The 19,468-nt window shown below is 29.7% G+C and carries 17 protein-coding genes; 14 read left to right on the forward strand and 3 right to left on the reverse strand.

What is annotated here, in order from left to right:
• Positions 1 to 21: 21 nt before the first annotated feature.
• The 7 genes from HMPREF9709_RS00475 (at position 22) to HMPREF9709_RS00505 (ending at position 8,318) form a co-directional block, all read left to right on the forward strand.
• Positions 22 to 1,560 (forward strand): O-antigen polysaccharide polymerase Wzy family protein, encoded by a 1,539-nt coding sequence (locus HMPREF9709_RS00475; RefSeq protein ID WP_169311902.1) that lies wholly within the window; start codon positions 22 to 24, stop codon positions 1,558 to 1,560.
• Positions 1,561 to 1,579: 19 nt separating this feature from the next.
• Positions 1,580 to 2,677, forward strand: coding sequence for a polysaccharide pyruvyl transferase family protein (locus HMPREF9709_RS00480; protein ID WP_005396912.1), 1,098 nt, complete (start codon positions 1,580 to 1,582; stop codon positions 2,675 to 2,677).
• Between the two features lie 39 nt (positions 2,678 to 2,716).
• The gene (locus HMPREF9709_RS00485) at positions 2,717 to 4,135 is read left to right on the forward strand and encodes an oligosaccharide flippase family protein (protein ID WP_005396914.1); all 1,419 of its coding nucleotides are present in this window, start codon (positions 2,717 to 2,719) and stop codon (positions 4,133 to 4,135) included.
• 24 nt (positions 4,136 to 4,159) lie between these two features.
• Positions 4,160 to 5,173 carry a nitroreductase family protein gene (locus HMPREF9709_RS00490; protein WP_005396916.1) on the forward strand — a complete coding sequence of 338 codons (1,014 nt, stop codon included), beginning with the start codon at positions 4,160 to 4,162 and terminating at the stop codon, positions 5,171 to 5,173.
• A 232-nt stretch (positions 5,174 to 5,405) separates the two neighbouring features.
• Positions 5,406 to 5,867, forward strand: a complete 462-nt coding sequence (locus tag HMPREF9709_RS00495) for an immunoglobulin-like domain-containing protein (protein ID WP_005396918.1) — start codon at positions 5,406 to 5,408, stop codon at positions 5,865 to 5,867.
• Positions 5,868 to 5,947: 80 nt separating this feature from the next.
• Positions 5,948 to 7,111, forward strand: coding sequence for a trypsin-like serine protease (locus tag HMPREF9709_RS00500; RefSeq protein WP_005396920.1), 1,164 nt, complete (start codon positions 5,948 to 5,950; stop codon positions 7,109 to 7,111).
• 292 nt (positions 7,112 to 7,403) lie between these two features.
• Complete coding sequence (locus HMPREF9709_RS00505) at positions 7,404 to 8,318, forward strand: sugar phosphate nucleotidyltransferase (protein ID WP_005396922.1); 915 nt, start codon at positions 7,404 to 7,406, stop codon at positions 8,316 to 8,318.
• Between the two features lie 81 nt (positions 8,319 to 8,399).
• Here the strand turns inward: HMPREF9709_RS00505 and HMPREF9709_RS00510 are convergent, their stop codons facing one another.
• A complete protein-coding gene (locus tag HMPREF9709_RS00510; RefSeq protein ID WP_005396923.1) occupies positions 8,400 to 9,203 on the reverse strand; it encodes a TVP38/TMEM64 family protein in 804 nt (267 codons plus the stop codon).
• A 282-nt stretch (positions 9,204 to 9,485) separates the two neighbouring features.
• On the opposite strand from HMPREF9709_RS00510, the gene HMPREF9709_RS00515 reads away from it, so the two are divergent.
• From HMPREF9709_RS00515 to HMPREF9709_RS00525, 3 genes are read left to right on the forward strand one after another with little or no spacing between them, the layout of a single operon-like run.
• Positions 9,486 to 9,830, forward strand: a complete 345-nt coding sequence (locus tag HMPREF9709_RS00515) for a hypothetical protein (RefSeq protein WP_005396924.1) — start codon at positions 9,486 to 9,488, stop codon at positions 9,828 to 9,830.
• Between the two features lie 12 nt (positions 9,831 to 9,842).
• Entirely contained in the window at positions 9,843 to 10,205 is a 363-nt protein-coding gene (locus tag HMPREF9709_RS00520; protein WP_005396925.1) for a helix-turn-helix domain-containing protein, read from the forward strand.
• Positions 10,202 to 10,630 (forward strand): protein-export chaperone SecB, encoded by a 429-nt coding sequence (locus HMPREF9709_RS00525; protein WP_005396926.1) that lies wholly within the window; start codon positions 10,202 to 10,204, stop codon positions 10,628 to 10,630. The genes HMPREF9709_RS00520 and HMPREF9709_RS00525 overlap by 4 nt, the downstream gene beginning before the upstream one ends.
• Before the next feature lie 720 nt (positions 10,631 to 11,350).
• Here the strand turns inward: HMPREF9709_RS00525 and HMPREF9709_RS00530 are convergent.
• On the reverse strand, positions 11,351 to 12,127 hold the full coding sequence (locus HMPREF9709_RS00530) for a YHYH domain-containing protein (protein ID WP_005396928.1): 777 nt from the start codon (positions 12,125 to 12,127) through the stop codon (positions 11,351 to 11,353).
• Between the two features lie 428 nt (positions 12,128 to 12,555).
• Here HMPREF9709_RS00530 and HMPREF9709_RS00535 point away from each other — a divergent pair, with 428 nt between their 5' ends.
• Positions 12,556 to 14,313, forward strand: coding sequence for an exo-beta-N-acetylmuramidase NamZ domain-containing protein (locus HMPREF9709_RS00535; RefSeq protein ID WP_005396930.1), 1,758 nt, complete (start codon positions 12,556 to 12,558; stop codon positions 14,311 to 14,313).
• Between the two features lie 171 nt (positions 14,314 to 14,484).
• Here HMPREF9709_RS00535 and rd read toward each other — a convergent pair whose 3' ends face one another.
• Positions 14,485 to 14,646: a rubredoxin gene (gene rd, locus HMPREF9709_RS00540; RefSeq protein ID WP_005396931.1), complete on the reverse strand. Its 162-nt coding sequence runs from the start codon at positions 14,644 to 14,646 to the stop codon at positions 14,485 to 14,487.
• A 292-nt stretch (positions 14,647 to 14,938) separates the two neighbouring features.
• Here rd and HMPREF9709_RS00545 point away from each other — a divergent pair, with 292 nt between their 5' ends.
• The 3 genes from HMPREF9709_RS00545 (at position 14,939) to HMPREF9709_RS00560 (ending at position 19,457) form a co-directional block, all read left to right on the forward strand.
• Positions 14,939 to 15,328 (forward strand): ATP-binding protein, encoded by a 390-nt coding sequence (locus tag HMPREF9709_RS00545; RefSeq protein WP_005396933.1) that lies wholly within the window; start codon positions 14,939 to 14,941, stop codon positions 15,326 to 15,328.
• 87 nt (positions 15,329 to 15,415) lie between these two features.
• On the forward strand, positions 15,416 to 17,224 hold the full coding sequence (typA, locus tag HMPREF9709_RS00550) for a translational GTPase TypA (protein ID WP_005396935.1): 1,809 nt from the start codon (positions 15,416 to 15,418) through the stop codon (positions 17,222 to 17,224).
• Between the two features lie 1,252 nt (positions 17,225 to 18,476).
• Positions 18,477 to 19,457, forward strand: a complete 981-nt coding sequence (locus HMPREF9709_RS00560; protein WP_005396937.1) for a substrate-binding domain-containing protein — start codon at positions 18,477 to 18,479, stop codon at positions 19,455 to 19,457.
• Positions 19,458 to 19,468: the final 11 nt, after the last annotated feature.

The raw sequence follows: 19,468 nt of genomic DNA on the forward strand, positions 1-19,468 counted from the left end.
ACAAATTTAATTAGAAGATGCATGACGTCTTTATCGGTTATATTGACGATTTTTGGTATTTTCACCAAAAATCCATATGCTTTTCTATTTTCTACTACAATAATTATACTAAGCAATGTCATCATGTCGCTTGAAGATATAAAAGATCATGTAATATTTTTACTTTTTAATGTTACTTTTACCGTCTTTTTAATGTCAAGATTTATTGCAAGTGGGATATTTGGTGCTGATTTTGAATATAGTGGCATGTTTGAGATGAGTTTCACAAAGGATGTGACTGTGAATATCATCTATTTTATAAATCTCTCAATTATAGCATTAACCTTAGCATATAAATATTTTTATAGTAAAGATAAAGAAGATGTTAAGACAGAAAGTTTTGTAGTGGGTATAATCGATTCGATTATCGTTTTTTTCAAAAAAAGTATTAAATCACTACTTCCAAAGAAAAACAAAGTTACTAAAACAAAATCAAAAAACAAATTTGTTTTATATATAAAAGAAAATAGAGAAGAAATAAAAAAATATATAGCGATAATTTCATTTACTATATTTATAGTTTCCGTTTTAGTAAAGATATATACAAGTTTTGAAGATGCAAAGTTAATAAGTAAAGTTGGCTATAGAGAATCATTTTTAATTGATAAAACTTCAGTTCCTATAACAAAAAGAATTATGGACATTGTTGGTAGAATGTATTTTACTTCTTTTATGATTTTTATAGCAACTAAGCCAAAATTAAAATATGTGATTGCACTATCTGTGATATTTATCATACCTTCAGTGTTTAGATTAAAATCTGGAGCAAGAAATGATATCATGTTAGATTTCTTCATTTTATTTGTTTATTTTGTTTATAGAATCGAAAATAAGACAATAATAAATAGAATCCTTACTGTTGCAGTGATATTAGCGCCAATATTAATTATTATATTAATGCTAGTGGAAGGCAGTAGAGGTACATTAAATGAAGCTCAAAAACAAGGCTCTGGTATTATAGATAAACTACTAAAATTTTTATATAATCAAGGTGTATCTGCTAGAGTTATTGGAAATGCACAAGAATTTTCCGGACAGATACCACATAAATGTTATAGTTTAGGAGAAATAATTGATTTTGTAAAATACTCAGTAGTCGGAAAAATCATGAGATTTGCTGAACCTCAAGGTCAATCTTATGAAGTGTTTTTAGGTAAATCACAATTAAGTCATGCACTTACATTTATACAATCACCTTATGAGTACTTAAATAAGGGATTGGGTACAGGATCAAGTTATATAGCAGAATTATATATAGACCTTGGTATATTTGGTATAATAGCAGGGTCAGCATTTTATGGTTATTTTATAAATAAATTAAGAAAGATGTTCTTTAGTACAAAGACATATATTGTAGCGATTATGCTAATTATGACAAGAAACCTATTCTTTGTACCAAGATCAAGCTATACATTTTTCTTAAATAGATTACTACAAGAAACTCAAATCATGATATTTATATTTATATTTATATCTTCGATACTGTTGAGTTATATAGCAAAAAAGAAAAAATATAAATAATATTATTAGAGGAGTTAAGATGAACATTGGAATTTTAAGTATGCAGAGGGTCATTAATTATGGTTCCTTCCTGCAAGGATATGCCCTGAAAAATTACTTGAAAGATAGAGGTCACGAAGTTAGTTTTATAGATATAAAACCGGGCGAACAAATTTTAGGTGATACAAGAATTAGAGAAAATGAAGGTATCATTCAAAAAATCAAACAAAAATTAGATGGAGATCTTTTCAAAAAAGCGAAAAGATATAATCTAGTTAGAGAAAGAAAGAAAAGATTTGAAGAAGAGTTTTTCCCAATTTTAGGGGTAGGAGAAATAGACTATTCAACTGATTATAATGCAGTAGTTATCGGAAGTGATGAAGTGTTTAACTGTACACAACCTGCACCATGGGGATTTGCCAAAACTTTATTAGGTGAAGGTATAGATTCTGATATCATCTTATCTTATGCAGCATCTTGCGGATTTACTACTTTAGAAAGAGTTGAAGAGTTAAATATTAAAGATCAAGTAGAAAAAGCTTTAAGCAATTTTGATGCGTTTTCTGTTAGAGATGCAAATACAAGAAAGTTTGTAGAATCATTAACTGATAAAGAAGTGTATGATCATATCGATCCTACGTTAATTTACACATTTGAAAAAGAATTAAAAGATGTGACAATTGACGAAAAAGATTATATTTTAATTTATGCTTATGACGATAGAATCAGCGATAAAAATGTAATTAAAGAAACTAAAGAATTTGCTAAGAAAAATAATCTAACAATTATTTCTGCCGGTGTATTTCAAGCGTGGGCAGATAAAAATATTGTTTGTACACCATTTGAGCTATTAGCTTATTTCAAAAACGCAACTTATATACTAACAGATACATTCCACGGTACTGTGTTTTCAATTAAATCAAAAGTACCTTTTGCAACAATTGTTAGAGATAGCAACAATCAAAAATTAACAGATTTATTAAATAAATTTGATTTAGTTTATAGAAAAGTAAACAATTATACAGATATAAGTAAAATACTTAAAATGGACATTGATAAAGAAAATATCGACGAAAAAATATCAGAATATACTGAAAAAGCAAATCAATATTTTTCAAAATATCTAGATAGAAAATAATTTTCTAATGAAAATTTTAGAAGGTGAATGGAGAAAATATTGGACAGAAAGAGATATTTATTAAAAAATACAGCGTTATTTACGCTTGGTAATATTGGGTCAAGATTTATAACATTTCTATTAGTACCTTTATATACAAATGTTTTAACCCCGGTTCAATATGGGGAAGTTGACCTTATAGTGACACTTGCCACAGTTTTAGTGCCTATACTGACGCTAAATTTTGGTGAGGCGGTTATGAGATTTTCACTTGATAAGGGTGGAAAAGATAATCTTTCAATAATGAAAAATGGTTGGATAGCAATGGCGATAAGTATTGTCATTGCCCTTATTTTAATGCCGTTACTATATTTATATAATGGATTTAGCGTTTCACCAATTATCATCATGCTATATTGTTTAAGTCAAGGTTTTTCAGTAATAGCGATATGTAATTTAAGAGGTAAAGAAAAACTTTTAGACTTTTCACTTATAAATATTTTACAAACATTTTTAATAGCCGTACTAAACATATTATTTTTAGTGGTGTTAAAACAAGGAATAGAAGGTTACTTTACTTCATATATCATTGCGAATATTATTGTTACATTGATTTCATTCTACAGAGGTGAAGCATACACAGCACTTAGATTTGGGAAAGTGGACAATAGACTTTTTAGAGAAATGGTGAAATATTCCATGTTTTTAATCCCTACATCATTAATGTGGTGGATTATGAACTCATCCGATAGGGTGATGGTAAGTAGTATGGTAGGGGTTAAAGCAAATGGTATTTATGCTATTTCATATAAGATTCCATCAATACTTTCATCATTTTCTATAATTTTTAACCAAGCATGGTCATATTCAGCGATTAGAGAATCAGAAAGTGACGATAGTGAAGCTTATAGCAATAGTATTTACAGAAAGATGTTTGTTACATTAACATTACTTACAGGGCTATTTTTAGCAACGATAAAACCATTACTTAGCGTTTATGTAAGCAAGAGTTATTTTGAAGCATGGCAGTACACACCATATTTATTAATTGGTTTTATGTTTTTAACACTTGCAACATTCCTATCTACATCATATACAGTTCATAAAGATAGTAGAGGTTTTTTAATCTCCGGAATGGTTGGTGCAATATTAAATGTTATACTAAATTGGGCATTAATCCCACAAGTTGGAGTTGCCGGGGCAGCATTTGCTACAGGTATCTCTTATTTCCTAGTGTTTATTTTTAGAGGTATACATACAAGAAAATATCTAGTAATAAAACTATTCGATAAAAAAGGTTTAATTTCCACAGCGATACTTATAGTGATGAGTATCACATTGTTTTACTTCGACAAGATTCAGGGTATATTATTAGCAGTGGAATTTGCAGCTTTATTATTTATATATAAAAAAGAGGTTATTACTGGATTAAAACAAACTAAAAAATTAGTTTCAAAGATTATTTCACGTAAGAAATAATTAATCCATATATTGGAGGAAAAGATGAAAGAATTAGCAAAAAAAGTATTACCAAAAGGTATAGTTAAAAAAATTCAAAAATCAAGATCAAATGATAGACTATTTGAGTTAAGAGATTGGGACTATAGCAGATTTGTAAAATATTCATATGCTTTAGGCGAAGAAAATAGTATTGAAAATTTAAGAGCAAAAATGACTTTCTTCTACCATTCATTAGAAAAAGGTTTAAGTAATGCAAATTTAAGATACGGCTTTGGTGAAAGAGCTTTTACTGAGCTATTTAAGACAATGGATTTATTTATCGAAAAGGGATATGACACAAATGATAGTAGATTTCAACAAGCTTTATCAGTTGTGAAATCATATGTTGATTTACATGAAAAGAATTCTCAAGATTATCCTGAAATTGTAAAACAAAATTATGATAAGGTTGAAAAGTACAAAGACTCTACAATCTACAATAATGGTGGTTTTGGCATATATGACTATAAAAACTCCACTAAATATTCTGAAATGAATTTTACAGAATTTATGCACAATAGACATAGTGTTAGAGACTTTGGAGAAGCACAAATTTCAAGAGATGATGTAAGAAAAGCTATCGACTTAGCAAAATGGTCACCATCCGCTTGTAATAGACAATCATTCAAAGTCTATTATGTAAAAGATGAAGAAAAAGTTGGAGAAATAATTAAAATCCAAAGAGGATTGACACATAATGCTAAAAATATTAGAGGTGCATTAGTTGTTACAAACCGTGTAGAATATTACAACAAAGAGTATGAAAGAAATCTTTCCTATGTAGACGGTGGGATGTTTTCCATGTCATTAATGCTTGCTCTAAATAACTATAATATAGCAAACTGTCCACTAAGTGCAGCCTTTGCGATGGATCAAGAAAAAGCAATGAGAGAACTTTTAGGCATCAGTCCAAGAGAAAATCTAACTGTAGTTTTAGCGATTGGCTCATTCCCAGATGAATTTAAATATGCAAAATCACAAAGAGACAGCTTGGATAATTTTGTGATTGAGATATAGTAAATAATCTTTAAATATAAAAATCTCAATAAAATATATGATATTAGAAGAAAGCTTGTCACACTTAATTTTATTTAAGTATGACAAGCTTTTTATATCTAATGATAATATTAAAAAAACAATAATAGTAGATATAAAAAAAAGTTACAAATTGTAATAAAGATATTAAGATTTTGAAATACGATTTCCTTTTATATTTATTTTTGTTAAAATAAATATAAAGGAGGATGGTATGAAAAAAATTATATTTTTAGTTTTAATTTTAATACTCTCAACTGCTTGTTCGCAAAAGAATATAGAAGAGAGTCAAAAAGAAACAAATAATAAAATAGAAATAATAGATAAGGAGTCAGAAATATCAGATATAGAGATAGATGTTAAAATAAAAAGCTATGCTACTTTTGATATAATCTTTAAGAATAAATCAAATAACGAGTACTTAACTGGAAAGGGATGGGATTTCTTTTATAGAAAGAATGATAAATCAGAATGGAAAAATATAACTCCGAGTGGTTATGAAGTTACTAATGAAGGCATAATGATTACAAAAGATAAAGACTTTGAACAAGAACTTAGTATGGTAGATATTTTTGATAAAAAGAAGTTTGATTTAGGGGAATATAAGATTGTGAAAAATGTGCAAAATAATAAAGGAGTAGAAAACCAGGTATATTTTATGTTTATATTTAAATAGTTAAATTTTTAGTATATATGTTATTAAAAGAGGGAAAATCTGTAGCTAATATAATAACGAATAATATTAAGGAGAGATCTATGAAAAGTAAATTTTTAAAAATATTTTTATCTATAATGGTATTGTCTTTAGCACTATTAAGTAATATGAAAGTTAACTATGCAGAAGATAATATTCCTGATCAAACAATTCCTAAAGAATTAGCGGATAAGTTGAATGATAGTTTTAAAAAAGAAAATAACAATTATAAGTATCCAGATTATTTTGGTGGAATGTATATAGATGATGATAATATTTTAGTAATTAAGGTAACGACTGAAAAGGCTAAAAAAGAGATAGAAGAATTGTTAGGAAAAGAAGGATATAGGATAGATTTAGTAAAGTTTTCATATAAAGAACTTGAAGAATATGCTGAAAATTTTGCGATGAAAAATAATGTTGATGGATTTTCTGTAGATATAAGAAATAATAATGCAAAAATTTACACAGATGATAATGATTTAATTCAAGCAAAAAATAAATTAGAAACACTAAATCTTAATAGAAATATAAAAATAAAAAATGTAGATTTAAATGTAAGTAAAAATATGAAAGATATTCCTGGTGTAACAATATTAAAAGTATCAAATGAAGTTACAAATGCTGGTATTGTGGGTGGAAGCGATATTGCCTATAATGGAAGTAGAATGACCGTTGGTTTTTCAGGTCATTATGGGAATAGACCAGCAATAGTGACTGCTGGACATGCAAGCTTTTCAGTAGGTGATACTGTCAAATATGATGGTAGAGTACTAGGGAAAGTGATATTTAAAAATTTTTATAATGGTGCATTTGGTGAATTTAGTATTATTGAAGTTACTAATCCGTATTTTAAAATTTCAAATGTTATTAGATATAAGAATGGTGAATTTAGGAGGTTGCGTGCTATAGATAAAAATCCAGTTGAAGGATTATATGTTTCAAAATATGGGCATACTACAAAAGATGCTGTAGTGCAGATAAAAGATACAAACTATAGTAGTAAATTAGGTCAAAATATTATTAAAGGAAGAGTTTTATGCAGAATGGTAAGGGGAGACTCTAAAGGTGGCGATAGTGGTGGCCCTTATTATCACTATAAGAATAATAAATATCATGCTTTAGGAATTCATAATAGTTCATTAGAAATTAATGGAAAAAAACATACAACATTTACTCCAGTAGAAGCATATGGCGGAATATTTTCAACAAAGATTACTGACTAAATAAACAGAATATATATACTAAAACGAATTTAACATTAGTTATACGGAGCTGATTTAACAACAAATTAGCTCCGTTTAATATTCGATAATTAAAAAGTTTATAATTATTAGTTAAAAGTATAATCATTTTTTTATGTTTTATTATATAAAGATTTAATTATTTTATTAACAATACTAATAGAGTTTATTTATATATAAAAGTAATTGGAATTAGTCATGTACTTTGATAAAATAATATATAATATCAAAACAACTATTATGACAATATTTATTTTGATGGAAGGAGAAAAAATTGGATAAAACTTTAGTAATTATGGCTGCTGGTATTGGTTCAAGATATGGAGCAGGGGTTAAGCAGCTAGCAAAGATGACTGACGAAGGCGAAACAATCATTGATTTTTCTGTTTATGACTCGATTAAATATGGATTTAATAAAGTTGTATTTATTATTAGAAAAGATATAGAGGAAGATTTTAAAAATTTAATAGGAAATGATATTTCAAAACATGTAAAAGTGGAATATGCTTATCAAGAATTAAATGATTTGCCAGCAGGTTTTGAATTACCAGCAAATCGTACAAAACCATGGGGGACTGTACATGCACTACTTGCTGCAAAAGACTATATCCACGAACCATTTTTAGTAATCAATGCTGATGACTACTATGGACAACAAGCATTTAAAGATGTGAGTGCGTATTTAGATGTAGATAGATCAAATAATGATAAATATGCTATTGCAATGTGTGGATACAAATTAAAAAACACTTTAAGTGATAATGGAACTGTTACAAGAGGGATATCCATTCCAGATGAAAACAATCATTTGACTAAGATAATCGAGACTAGGGGGATTAAATTAGAAAATGGTAAATTAGTATCTGATTTGGAACTTTCAGAAGATATATTTAACTTAAATACTTTAGTATCTATGAATACTTGGGCGTCTTATCCAAACTTACTTGAATATGTTGAAAAATCATTTATAAACTATTTAGAAGAAAACAAAGACAATTTAAATACATGTGAATATGTCCTACCAACAATGATGGATGAATTAATTTCAAATAATTTAGCCGAAATTAAAATCATTGACACAAATGAAAAATGGATAGGCATTACATATAAAGAAGATACGGAAACCGCAAAAAAATTATTTGATGAAATGTTAGACGCGGGAATGTATCCAAGAAAGTTATGGGCATAATACTGAATGTCTCTTATTGATAATATAAATTCAAAACCGCCAAAAGTTGAATCTTAAGTGTCAACTTTTGGCGGAGTTTTTTTAAAAAATTATTCTATATAAAGCTTCATATCCATATTGCATGATAAATAGTATTAATCCAATTGCCCAAACCTTAAAGAATGCAGTTATGGCTAAAAATCTAGAAAATTTGAAATTAGTCATACCACATATCATACAGGAAATGTCATCCGGTAAGAATGGTACAATTAATACAATTATAAACATCTTTTCTATTTTATTTCCCTTATTTAGCCAATCAATCTGTTTATTTATGGTCTCCTCATTAAAAAGAAGTCCAACAAATTTCTTACCATATCTTCTACCTAAGGCAAAGTTAATAATTGAACCAATCATTATGGCGATATAATTCAATAAGAAACCATATATCGGTCCATAAGCTAAGATAACGGATAGATTCGTTATACCAGAAGGATTAACAGGAAACACAGTGAAAAATGCCTGTATTACAATAAATACAATCGGTGCAAAGAAACCAAATTTAGCTAAAAAGTCACCAAATTTTCTTTGGTCTACAAAATAGCCTTCCTTAAAAGCGTAGACAGTTATCGCAATTATTATAATGGCGATACCTATCCCAATTCTATGTATGGTCTTTCTCTTTTTAGCGACAGATTCATCCAACTTTTCAGCCTTAATTTCTTCAAGTCGCTTACTTTGCTTCTCTTGATATCTCTGTTCTTCAGCATCATCGGTTCTATGAGTAAAATCTTTAATTTTATATTTTAAATTTTTATTCTCTTCAATAAATGATTCTTTTGAGTCATCATCAACATTTTCAAACTCTTTACTATTCTTCTTATTTTCGTGTTTTTTGTTATTCAAATTAAAACTTCCTCCTCTCACTTTATTTATTATAACATTAAATTAGATAAATAAAACTAAGAAAAAGTTACAAAATTATTTTTTATGATAATTTTAAATTATATGATACAATAATATCAAAGAACAAATGTTCGAAAGAAATTTATCGATGATAAAAAAGTTTACAATATAACTTATAAGTTATATAATAAATACATGGATATATATGGAGGGAGCGTGTCATATAAAACAAAAAAAATATTATATCCTTTTTGAAAAAATCTAATTAATCAATATGTTATAGTGCATGTAAAATCTGAGGAAGAATTTTCAAAGATAATAGATAAGTCTGGTAACAAAGAACATTATACAAGACGATATAGTAAATGTCTTAGATTTTTAATAAATTTGAAAGAAAATTGTATAATGCAGCCAAATAATTTTGAAAAGCTTTTGGGGGAAAAAGATTTATATAGTATGAGGATAAAGGGTAAGCTTAATCTAAGAGCTTTATTCTATTTTACAAAAATAAATTCTGTAGACAAAGCTATATTGTTAACTATTTTCCCTGAAAAAGATAAAAAAGATTATCTAAAATATATATCAATAGCCAATAGTAGAATTGAGGAGATTAATTCTAATTGTTAGAAAGGAAAAAATATGAGTAATGGAATATTAAAAAACCCTTTTGATTTATTTAAGGATATCGATAAAAAGTTAAAAGAAAAAATTGAAATAGATAGAATATTAGTAGATATTGCTTCTGCGATAATATTATATAGAGTAGAAAATAATTTAAGTCAAAAAGAGCTAGCAAAAAAGCTTGATATGACACAAGCTATGATTTCTAAACTTGAAAGTGGAGATTACAATCCTACTGTAAAGATGTTAGTTGAAATTTCAAATAAATTAGATTTGATATTTAATTTAGAATTCGGTAGTAAAAATACAGAGCAAAAAGTTGTTTATGAATCACCAACAATCATAAATATTGATAGAGAATATGGAGTTTTAGCATCATGATGAATGTGGATAATGCTTTAGCAGATTTTCAATTAATAGAATATAAAGTTGTAGAATTCGATTTACAAAATTTATTGATAAATAAAACTGAAACTATTAATGTTAATTATAATATTAACTTTGATCATAGTGAAGTAGAAAAAAACGGTGAATTTTATGTTAGTATCTTAAATTTTAAGATCAAAATAAACGGATATAATGAAGAATTTTTATCTGAAAAGTTTAATATAAGCTTTTCTATATCAGGAGCATTTTCAGGTAAAGTAGAGAAATTAAATTTAGATACTTTTGAAAAAATGTTAGATTTAAATGGAGTAGCTTTGCTATCACAAATTTCCAGATCCTATATTTCAACAATAACAAATCTATCTGGAATGCCAACAATCAATTTACCAATGATAAATTTTAATAAACTATCAAAATAATACAAAGTAATATAAGTAAAGTTATGTATAATTTCTATAAAATTTAAATTGTTCTTATCTTTTTAGAACAATAAAAAGAAACTTAGAAAAATATTGATATTTCTTGGTTTCTTTTTTTATTCGCTATATAAAATATTTGTTGGATTAACAAGTAAATAATTAAGTGGTTTTACCTGATTATTTTCGAAAACTCAATTTCGTCAGGAAAGATTTTCTCCTTTTTTTCCTGATTAAATTTAAAAACTCAATTTCATCAGGAAAGATTTTCTCCCATTTTTCCTGACTAATTTCAAAAACTCAATTTCATCAGGAAAGATTTTCTCCTATTTTACCTGACTAATTCTAAAATCTCAATATAATCAGGAAAATCACCCCAAATTCTTACCTGACTATTTCCATAATCCCATTTTAATCAGGAAAACCACCACAAATTTTTTCCTGACTAATTCTAAAATCGCAATTTAATCAGGAAAACCACCACAAATTCTTTCCTGACTAATTTCAAAATCGCACTATAATCAGGAAAACCACCACAAATTTTTACGTGACTAATTCCAATATCCCATTTTAATCAGGAAATCCTTATAAAATTCAAATTCTAAAACTCCAACTCCAACTCAAATCTCTAAATCTTCAAACATTCAATCCTCAATGCTCGTCAAAACTTCTTCTTTCCAATCCTTTCACAGTCTTCTAGAAACACCAACTTGTCTTATTCAGCTACTTATTCTTTCCTTTTTTATCTCTATATTTCTTTATACCTACGCCGCCAGCTCCAAGGATGGATAGTGCGCCGACTCCTTCTAATAGGGAAGGTTGTTTTTGTTTTTCAAGTTCACTTTGTGTCTTTTCTGCTTGAGCATTTGCACTTTTGAGTTCTTCTTTTAGACTTTCGATTTTTCCTTCTGATTCTTCAAGATTTTCTTTTGCTATTTTTGCTTCTTCTTTGTATGATTCTAGTTCAAGTGCTGATTTTTCTAATTCCTTGATAGATTCTTCTTTGATAGATTCTTCTTTGATAGATTCTTCTTTGATAGACTCTTCTTTGATAGACTCTTCTTTGATAGACTCTTCTTTTATAGATTCCTCTTTAATGGATTCTTCCTTTATTGATTCCTCTTTTATTGATTCTTCTCTACGAGATTCTTCTAATCTTTTTTCTTCGTCTAGTTTTGCTTGTTCGGCTGCGGATGTGTCGACTTCTGCAAATTGTGTTTTGATATTTGAGGAAGAGTTGTCTTCTTTTGGAAGTTGATCGCTTGTGCTTAGTATTTTATTTCCTCTTTTATCAAATCTTTCACCTTTTGAGTTTGTGTATGAGCCATCTGATGCGTGATGGTGGTATTCACCGTAGAATAGTCCCCAGCGCTCGGTACAATTTGTGCGGCATGTATGTCCGCCATTTTTATCTGTTCGTCCAGGATGTGCGGATGACATTCCTGAAAAAGTTACAAGTATTGCTAATGAAAGTATAATAATTTTGCTTTTGTTTTTCATGATTCCTCCTACCCATATAAATTCTATTATACTGTATTTAAAATAATATTGTTAAAAATTTGGTAAAATTTTAAGAGATTTCTTAAAAAAATATATATGTGAAAAGTGAGTTTAAAAATAAGAAATAAAGTTTTATAATTACAAATCGCATGAAATAGCCATTCTTAAAATTGAATAGGTTTTCCTGTCATGATATAATCAAAATAAATATAGGACTAGATGGAGAATTTGGTTCATGGTTGATAAAGGGGGATCAACAAAATATATTTTTAATGGTAAGTAAATCTAGTAGTTGAGCCAATGGGGAGAATGGTATTTTTAAGAAGATGCTATTAGATTTATTATGGAAGTTTTTGTAGGCAAATATGTAGATTGTTAAATTATTTGTAACGTTTACATAGGAAAAATAAGGAAAGGGAAAAATAAATATGGAAAAACACAAATCTTTGTATTCTAATATTGTAAAATTTTTAGTGGCACTTTTAGTGTTACCAAGTGTTTTATTTGTTTTTAGACCTGCAACCAGCCATGCGGAAGATGGTTTTATGTTTGGTGCAGAGGTGCTAGTTAAAGAACAAAAAGAATTGCTAAAAGGTAAGAGAGTTGGTTTGGTGACAAATCCAACTGGTGTAGATCAAAAATTAAATAGTATTGTCGATCTTTTATATAATGATCCTGATATTAATTTGGTTGCTTTATATGGACCGGAACACGGTGTTCGTGGGAATGCTGAAGCGGGAAGCTATGTAGAGTATTATGAAGATCCAGTGACTGGTTTGCCAGTGTATAGCTTGTATGGTAAGACAAGAAAGCCAAGCGCTGAAATGTTAGAAGGTGTGGATGTTCTTTTATTTGACATTCAAGATGCTGGTGTAACTTATTATACTTATGTTTGGACTTTATATTATGTAATGGAAGCAGCGGCGGAAAATAATAAAGAAGTTGTTGTGTTAGACCGTCCAAATCCTCTTGGAGGAGAAATGGTTGCTGGTCCTGTAAAAGTTGAAGAGGAAAATTCTTCATTTGTAGGATTGAAGGATTTAGCACTTATTCACGGTATGACTTTTGGTGAAATTGCAGAATATTTCAATGGAGAATTTAAATTAGGTGCAGATCTTAAAGTTGTTAAGATGAAAAATTATGATAGAAGCTTAAGATATGCTGATTTGAGTATCCCATTTGTTTTACCTTCACCAAACATTCCAACTACAGATACAGCAAATGTCTATCCTATGACAGGTTTCTTTGAAACATTTGTGAATGTTTCTGAAGGTCGTGGAACTACAAAACCATTCCAACTAATCGGGGCAGAATTTGTAAACAGTACTGAATATGCTCGCGCGATGAATGAATTAGAACTTCCAGGTGTGCGTTTTAGAGCTGCAGCATTTACTCCTGCACCAGGACAAAAACTTGCTGGTAAGCTTGTTCAAGGTGTTGAAGTTTATGTGACAGACACTAAGACTTATGATCCAATTTATACAGGATTGTCAATGATTAAGAAGCTTGATGAGCTATATCCTGGAAAACTTGAATGGAGAACTAATTTATGGTTAGCGAAATTGACAGGTAAGTCATATATAGAAGAAGATTTGAAGGCTGGAGTGCCTGTTGTTAAAATCATTGAAAAATGGCAAGACGAATTAGAAGAATTTAAGCAAGTTCGTCAAAACTATCTTCTATATGGAAAAGACGTAGAAGAACCAGAAACTCCTGAAGAGCCAGAAACACCAAAAGGCTGGACAAAAGAAGGAGATAAATGGACTTACTATGAAAATAGCGAAAAAGTTAAATCACAATGGAAGTGGATTAATAAGACTTGGAAATATTTCAACTATAAAGGTGAATCAATTAATCAATTCTATAAAGAAAATGGAATGATTTGGATTTCACTAGAAGGCCCAGATGCAAGATATCACAAGGGATGGTGGACAAATCCTGAAAATGGATTTAAATATTACTTTAGAACATCATCTGGTACCATGGTTAAAGGAATGCAATTTGTAGATGGGAATTGGAGATTCTTTAGACAAGGTTCAGGTACACTTGCTTACGGATGGCAATTCATCGATGGTGCTTGGAACTATTTCAGAAAAGGCACAGGTACTAGAGTTTACGGTAAACAATTTATTGATGGAAAATGGTACGAATTTACTAAAGAAGGTAAATTAGTAGGAAAGAGATAAAAAAGAAAATGAAGGGCTGTCGAAAGATGGTCCTTTTTTATTGTGTAACATTCTTACTGAAAAAAATTACTGAAATAAAAAAAAACGGATTTCCACAGTCTTAACTGTATGCAATCCGTTTAATTCATTATTAAATTATGTAACCATTTTTGGTGTCAAGTTGTATATGTACTATATAAATTTTTGGAATTCACCTTTATCTAAACCGCAAATTGGACAAACCCAATCGTCTGGAAGCTCTTCAAATAATGTGCCAGGTTCAATTCCGTTTTCTGGATCACCTATTTCTGGATCATATATGTAGCCACAAGCTACGCATTCATATTTTGTCATAATCTCCTCCTCGTTGATTGATTATATTTTTATTATACTCATATATTACAAAATACTCAATGATAATCTTCTATCAAAAATGAGAATATGAGATTTTGAAAGTGGGAATGGACTTGGATTTGAGTAATTGAGTCAAAAAATTGATAAAATAGTGTAAATGTGAGATATAAAAATGTTAAAATAATATTTATGGTGTAAAAGAAAATTAAATTATTAAATTTGATTAAAGCATTGATATGATGGGTAAATTAACTAATGAAATCGGAGAAGTAATTAGAAAGGGAGAAAGGATATGGGGTATTCATGTGACAAAGAAATATTCGGCGGTATAGATATCATCAATGGTATTGTTTCAGAAATACTTCATGATATCCAACCTGTCATTAACGATGATGATATTTATTTTGATGTTCGTTTAATTTTAAATGAATTATTAATTAATTGTCATGAACATGGAAATAAGCATGATATCAGAAAAAAGATAAATATTAAATTAGAAATTGATACAAATGATGTAATCATAAAGGTACAAGATGAAGGGGATGGAGTGAAAGATAGACGACTTTATAACCCTGCAGAATGTAGATCAGATGGCAGAGGATTGATGCTTGTTGAAGCTCTTGCCGATAAGGTTTCATACAATAAAAATATAATTGAATGCATGATAGAATTAACTCCATAGTTATTATTAAAAAATAATATGGAGTTTTCTGTTTATTTATCTACTTCTTTGTGATAAAATCAATATGTTAAAAACATAGGAGTCAAGATGAAGAAAATTAGAAATATAGCAATTATAGCGCACGTAGATCATGGTAAAACCACTTTAGTCGATTCATTGTTAAGACAAAGTGGTATTTTTAGAGAAAATCAAGAATTAACTGAAAGAGTTATGGACAATAACGATATTGAAAAAGAAAGAGGGATCACCATTCTTTCAAAAAATACTGCAATCAAGTATGAAGGATATAAGATAAATATTATCGATACTCCTGGGCATGCTGATTTCGGTGGGGAAGTTGAAAGAGTGCTTAAGATGACAGATGGTGTACTTTTATTAGTTGACGCCTTTGAAGGTGTTATGCCTCAAACAAAATTCGTTATTAAAAAAGCGATAGAATTAGACTTGCCGGCAGTTATTTGTCTAAACAAAATTGATAGAGATAGAGCTAGACCAGAAGAAGTAGTTGATGAAATTATCGACTTATTTATCAGTCTAAATGCTCCTGACAAATACCTAGACGCACCAATTATATATGCTTCAGGTAAAAATGGTTGGGCAAGCTTAGACTATAACGAAAAGAAAGATGATTTAAAAGATTTATTAGATACAATTTTAGAATACATTCCAGAACCATCTGGAGAAAATGATAAACCATTCGAAGTGTTGATTTCAACAACCGACTATAGTGACTATTTAGGAAGAATAGGTATCGGTAAGGTTTCTCAAGGTATCATAAGAGTTGGAGATCCAGCATATATCAAAAACTATAATGATGAATCAAAGAAAATGAAGATTAAGATTACAACAATTTATGAGTTTGAAGGGCTTAATAGAGTAGAAGTACAAGAAGCTAAAGCGGGTTCAATTGTTGCAATTTCTGGTGTAGAAGGTATCCATATCGGAGATACTCTGACAGAAAATGAAGACATGGAACCAATCGAATTCGTTAAAATTTCCGAACCAACACTTGCGATGAACTTTTTAGTAAACAATTCACCATTCGCAGGACTTGAAGGTGAATATGTTACTTCAAGACACATTAGAGCGAGATTGATGAAAGAAAAAGAAACAGACGTAAGTCTAAAGGTTGAAGATACTTCTTCAACTGATGCATTTAAGGTTAGTGGTAGAGGAGAATTGCATTTATCCGTTCTAATCGAAAATATGAGAAGAGAAGGTTACGAATTTCAAGTTTCAAAACCAGAAGTACTATTTAAAGAAGAAAATGGCAAAAGACTTGAACCAATGGAAGTCGTTACAATTGATGTAGACGAAGAATATGTTGGTACCATCATAAACAAACTAGGTGTAAGAAAAGCTGAAATGGCATCCATGGAAAACTTATCTTCCGGCTATGTAAGATTAGTATTTAGAATGCCTGCCAGAGGTCTTGTAGGTTATAGACAAGAATTCATCTCGGATACAAAAGGTACAGGTATCATCAACACTGAATTTGAATCCTACGAACCATTCAAAGGTGAAATACCAACTAGACAATATGGTTCACTAATCGCTACAGAAACTGGTAAAGCTACAGGATACGCACTAGATTCCACTTGGAAGAGAGGAAATGTATTTATCGAGCCGGGCGAAGAAGTTTACGGAGGAATGATTGTTGGTGAAAATCCGAAAGGACTAGACATCGAAGTTAATGTTTGTAAAAAGAAAGCAAAAACAAATATTAGATCTTCCGCAACCGACGATGCTCCAAACTTGCCACCTGCAAAGAAAATGAGCTTAGAAGAAATGCTAGAATTTATCGAAGAAGATGAATTAGTAGAAATTACACCTAAAAACCTTAGAGTGAGAAAGAAAATCCTGAGCGCAGAAGCAAGATACAAAGCTAAAAAATAATTAGAAATGAGAGACTCAACTGTCTTTGAAGAGATTCAAGGAGGTTGGGTCTTTTTTTGTTCATTAATTTCTGTTTGGGAATTGAGGGGTGAGGTAATGGTGAAGAATTTATAATAGTGGTGGGTAGGCTTCTACTGTTTGGAAAATGAGGTAATGATTAGGGGCGAGAAAATTAATAATGTAATTACGTAAATGATAGCAGATTTAGTAGATGGGTAAGCCTTTCTTGACTTTCATCTTAAAAATGTTCCGCTGTATTTGCCAAAGACGACACAGAGATTAAGTAATTGTTTTTCTTGTCTTCGTATTTTTAATTTTAACATTTTTAAGATTTGGAAAGTCAAGAACAAGCCCTCCGGGAGGCTTACTTGCCTCAGACTCCTCAAAGATTAATGAGGTATGTGGGAATGGGTTTATAGGATTGCTTTAGATAGAGTGGTGTTATCTGTTGGATTGACATTAATGGAGAAATGTATACCCCTACGGGGTATGTCTTTTTGTATTTGAGGTAAGTATATACCCCCATAGGGTATATTTTTTATATTCGGAATGGATTTTATGGTCCCAGAAATACCTGGAGGGGGTATAATATGGACCATAAAAAAAATTTTTATGGTCCGAAAATACCCGTGGGGGGTATAACAAGGACCATAGATTTCCTTATACATTCCATATGCATCACTGAAAGTTTGGAATATATGGTCTGAAATATACGGGGGTGGGGTATTTACGGATCACATATTTTTAGGCGTGCTTCTAAAACATGGTCTAAATATACCCCTAGGGGGTATAACTGGGACCATAAAAAAAAGGTCATGGTCTAAAATATACCCCAGGGGGGTAAAAAAGGACCATAGATTTTGAGAAAATGTATTATAAATTAATAATAAAATGAAAAAATATGCACGAGAGCATATTTTTTCATTATTCTTCCGAAATTCTACTGATTTTAGATTAAATTTCAGTTTTTTAAACATGAATTCCATTCTCCCTCAATACCATTCTCCCTAATTACTACATAAATTTAACAATCTCAATTTAACAATATATCTATTATTTCATCAATATATACAACCTATAGTGTTAGGGGCTGTATTTTTGAAAATAAGGGGTGGTTTTTAAAAGATTTTACATAGATTTAACATAGATTAAATATGCTGTTAACATTTATGTCCTAATATAAAGTTGTAACGAAATGTTATGGATAAAAAATATATGCAATAGAATTGCAAAAAAATTTAAGGAGAGTTAAATGAAAAAGATTTTATCATTACTTTTAGCACTTGTATTAGTATTTTCACTAGTAGCATGTGGTAACAATGGAGACACAAAGGACGAATCAAAAGGGGAAGATACAAAAACAGAAGAATCTAAGGATGATACAACTGCTGAAGAATCCAAAGATGATACAGCTGCAGAAGAATCTAAAGATGATGCTGCAGGTGGAAAAGCTGAAGGTGAAATTAATGTAATTTCTAGAGAAGACGGTTCTGGTACAAGAAGTGCTTTCGTAGAAATCGTTGGTGTTGTTGACGGAGACGGTAATGATATGACTGCTCAATCTGCAGTTATTCAAGATGGTACTGGTAAAGTTATTGAAACAGTATCAAAAGATAAAGCTTCAATCGGATATGCTTCTTTAGGTTCAGTTGAAGGAAATGATTCTGTTAAAGCATTAAAAGTTAATGGCGTTGAACCAACACCTGATACAGTTTTAGATGGTTCATATTCAATCCAAAGACCATTAAACATTGCTTATAAAGATGGTTCTTTATCAGAAGCAGCTCAAAACTTTATTGACTTTATGATGTCAAAAGAAGGACAAGAAGTTGCAGTTGAAAAAGGTTTTGTTAAATCTGATCCAAATGCAAAAGCATTTGAAAAGAAAGATGTAAAAGGAACAGTTAAAGTTTCTGGTTCAACATCAGTAGGACCATTAGTACAAGCAGCAGCAGAAGAATATAAGAAAATTAATCCAAATGTAGAAATCGTAGTTAACCAAACAGGTTCATCAGCTGGTATGAAAGATGCTATGGCTGACGGTGTAGTTGATTTTGGTATGGCTTCAAGAGAATTAAAAGATGAAGAAAAAGCTGTATTAAAACCATTAGTTATTGCTAAAGATGGTATTGCAGTAATCGTATCACCAGATAACCCAATGGAAGATATCTCATTAGATTCAGTTAAAGGTATCTACTTAGGTGAAATTACTGATTGGAAAGATGTAAAATAGTTAATAGCAGA

Origin of the sequence: Helcococcus kunzii ATCC 51366 (genome assembly GCF_000245755.1) — a bacterium.
GTDB classification, from domain to species: Bacteria; Bacillota; Clostridia; order Tissierellales; family Peptoniphilaceae; genus Helcococcus; species Helcococcus kunzii.

Coding starts and splice junctions, on each gene's coding strand:
- HMPREF9709_RS00475 (WP_169311902.1), top strand. CDS start 22: ATGACGTCTTTATCGGTTATATTGACGATTTTTGGTATTTTCACCAAA.
- HMPREF9709_RS00480 (WP_005396912.1), top strand. CDS start 1,580: ATGAACATTGGAATTTTAAGTATGCAGAGGGTCATTAATTATGGTTCC.
- HMPREF9709_RS00490 (WP_005396916.1), top strand. CDS start 4,160: ATGAAAGAATTAGCAAAAAAAGTATTACCAAAAGGTATAGTTAAAAAA.
- HMPREF9709_RS00495 (WP_005396918.1), top strand. CDS start 5,406: ATGAAAAAAATTATATTTTTAGTTTTAATTTTAATACTCTCAACTGCT.
- HMPREF9709_RS00500 (WP_005396920.1), top strand. CDS start 5,948: ATGAAAAGTAAATTTTTAAAAATATTTTTATCTATAATGGTATTGTCT.
- HMPREF9709_RS00520 (WP_005396925.1), top strand. CDS start 9,843: ATGAGTAATGGAATATTAAAAAACCCTTTTGATTTATTTAAGGATATC.
- HMPREF9709_RS00525 (WP_005396926.1), top strand. CDS start 10,202: ATGATGAATGTGGATAATGCTTTAGCAGATTTTCAATTAATAGAATAT.
- HMPREF9709_RS00530 (WP_005396928.1), bottom strand. CDS start 12,127: ATGAAAAACAAAAGCAAAATTATTATACTTTCATTAGCAATACTTGTA.
- HMPREF9709_RS00535 (WP_005396930.1), top strand. CDS start 12,556: ATGGAAAAACACAAATCTTTGTATTCTAATATTGTAAAATTTTTAGTG.
- rd (WP_005396931.1), bottom strand. CDS start 14,646: ATGACAAAATATGAATGCGTAGCTTGTGGCTACATATATGATCCAGAA.
- HMPREF9709_RS00545 (WP_005396933.1), top strand. CDS start 14,939: ATGGGGTATTCATGTGACAAAGAAATATTCGGCGGTATAGATATCATC.
- typA (WP_005396935.1), top strand. CDS start 15,416: ATGAAGAAAATTAGAAATATAGCAATTATAGCGCACGTAGATCATGGT.
- HMPREF9709_RS00560 (WP_005396937.1), top strand. CDS start 18,477: ATGAAAAAGATTTTATCATTACTTTTAGCACTTGTATTAGTATTTTCA.